Source organism: Polaromonas sp. CG_9.7 (assembly GCF_015752205.1).
Taxonomy (GTDB): Bacteria; Pseudomonadota; Gammaproteobacteria; order Burkholderiales; family Burkholderiaceae_C; genus Polaromonas.
The window spans coordinates 1-1882 of record NZ_JADOVG010000044.1 but is presented as its reverse complement, the minus strand read 5'-3'; the positions used below and the strand labels follow the sequence as shown (position 1 = coordinate 1882).

At 54.9% G+C, this 1882-nt stretch carries 1 protein-coding gene and 2 pseudogenes; all 3 read right to left on the bottom strand.

Translation table 11 applies throughout. From position 1 onward, the window contains the following. Window positions 1-207 (bottom strand): annotated as a pseudogene (locus IWX87_RS19840) (hypothetical protein); the annotation flags it as partial. A gap of 421 nt (window positions 208-628) precedes the next feature. Next, on the bottom strand, window positions 629-1012 hold the full coding sequence (locus tag IWX87_RS19405; RefSeq protein ID WP_196865137.1) for an H-NS family nucleoid-associated regulatory protein: 384 nt from the start codon (window positions 1010-1012) through the stop codon (window positions 629-631). Window positions 1013-1588: 576 nt separating this feature from the next. Beyond that, a pseudogene (locus tag IWX87_RS19400) lies at window positions 1589-1808 on the bottom strand (aldehyde dehydrogenase family protein); the annotation flags it as partial. Window positions 1809-1882 lie beyond the last annotated feature (74 nt).

The window sequence follows — 1882 nt, the reverse complement described above, 5'->3', positions numbered from 1 at the left end:
TTGCTCGAACGCACGCCTGAGCGAGTTATCGCCTATTTCCAGGATCGGCGTGTTCGCTATGCCGCTTGATACTTCATCGGGCCGGATCAATAGGTAGCGAGAAAGCTGGTCGGAGCGCCACTTTCCAGACTCATACCCCGCACAGACGCCGTGCAGCCGGGGCTGCAATGTCAGTTGATGGCAGTGAACGTTAAAGAATTGAACCATTTTTCTAGTGAAAGCCTACACCACGCCTCGAAGAGGTACCAATGACTAGCCTTTAGGAGCTCAGCAGGCTTCCTGAAACTCAGAGTTTCAAATGGTTACAGCATAGCTCATCTCGCGAGCTTAAGTACACCGTATCAGAAGTAGTTATTTAACATAACCTATTTCGTGGAAGATGAACTCTGTAAGCCTGGGCGGTTCCAAGAATTATGTTTAATGCACCACTATCCCCGAGCTCATTTTAAAGTATCAGTTTTTTATTCAAACACCGCGATCTCGGCCGGATTGAGCCATGTTGCCATGGCTGGAACTGCAACGCAAATCCAACTGTTTTGCCCACCGTCGCATACCTGCACAGTTTTCCCATGGCAAGCAAGTTTGGCGCGATGCATGAAAGGCACCCCCATCCAAGCCGCCTGCTCTTTTACTCTGGGGTTGCGCTGCTAGAAGCTGCCGCGTCATCATTGCGGATCAAAAAATCTTCTCGGGTTTTGCCATCTGCCACCAGGTCGTTGAGCCACCTGGGCGCGGTTCCCCGGCCGGTCCACGACTGGCCTTGGGGTCCGCGGTACTTGGCTGGCGAGGACACGACGGGCTTTTTGCCCTTCACCGGATTAACCGGTTTGGCCGGGGGCGCCTTGGCCCTGGCTTTGGGAGCCGGACGGCTCAGCTCTTCGGCCGTGATGCCGTAGGCAGCCATCTGTTCGCGCAACTGGGCTAGCACGGCGGGCCGGTTTTGTTTTTGCAGCTGGACCGCTTGTTTTTCCATGGCGGCAATTTGCTGGAGGAGCTTGACGAGTTCGTTCATGCTGGATTTTTTCTAAAGTTGTACCAGTTCATATCGTACTGCGCCTGAACAGTGAGTCTTGTCAGTGAACAGCCTATGGCTGCCGTCGCCTCAACGTGGCGGGCGATGAGAGCGTGAGGGGCTGATTTCGACAAGGGTTTGTAGACCAAGCTCGGCATGGCCCACCGCCCTGCGCGTCCGGACACGCGGCCTTGTAGGTCATAAAACGAATGCCGATTCATGGCGACTTCACGCCTTGCCTGAGACGTACCACGGACAACGTCCTTTTTACAGGCGTGCAAAAAAAGGCCCATGCGTAGCATGCGATGGAACAGAGCGCCGCAGCGGTGCGATTTCAAAAATCAAGTGGACCACCATCGTCAAGCCCATCCTGGTGGCTTGCCTGCTGGGGTGGAGTCTGGCCAGCTTCGGTTGGCCAATGGTCGAGTCTCACGAAAGCTGCCCAAAATTCACAGGGTTGGTGTTCTTCAAACATATTACTTTTCGAACTGCGTCCATGCGGTCATTCTCAAGCATCGCTTGCTGCGCCCCCCAAAAACCCTCTCGTCAGCATGAACGGTTTCGACATGGACATACTCAGACGTTCATCACCGCCACTGAACGCACATTGAGATAGGCCTCCAGCGCTTCGGATCCGCCTTCGGAGCCGTAGCCCGAGTCCTTGATGCCGCCGAACGGCATCTCGGCCAAAGGCATAGCGGGCATGTTGATCCACAGCATGCCGACTTCGACGCGCCAGCAGATTTGCGTTTTTCAACGAGCGCGTGAAGGCATAGCCCATTTCGTTATACACAAGTCCCCTGAGCCTGAAGCTCGCGTGAGAACCTGATGCCGGCGGCAAAGTCCAAAATGCGCTGCATGCCCAACCAG

Coding starts and splice junctions, on each gene's coding strand:
- IWX87_RS19405 (WP_196865137.1), bottom strand. CDS start 1,012: ATGAACGAACTCGTCAAGCTCCTCCAGCAAATTGCCGCCATGGAAAAA.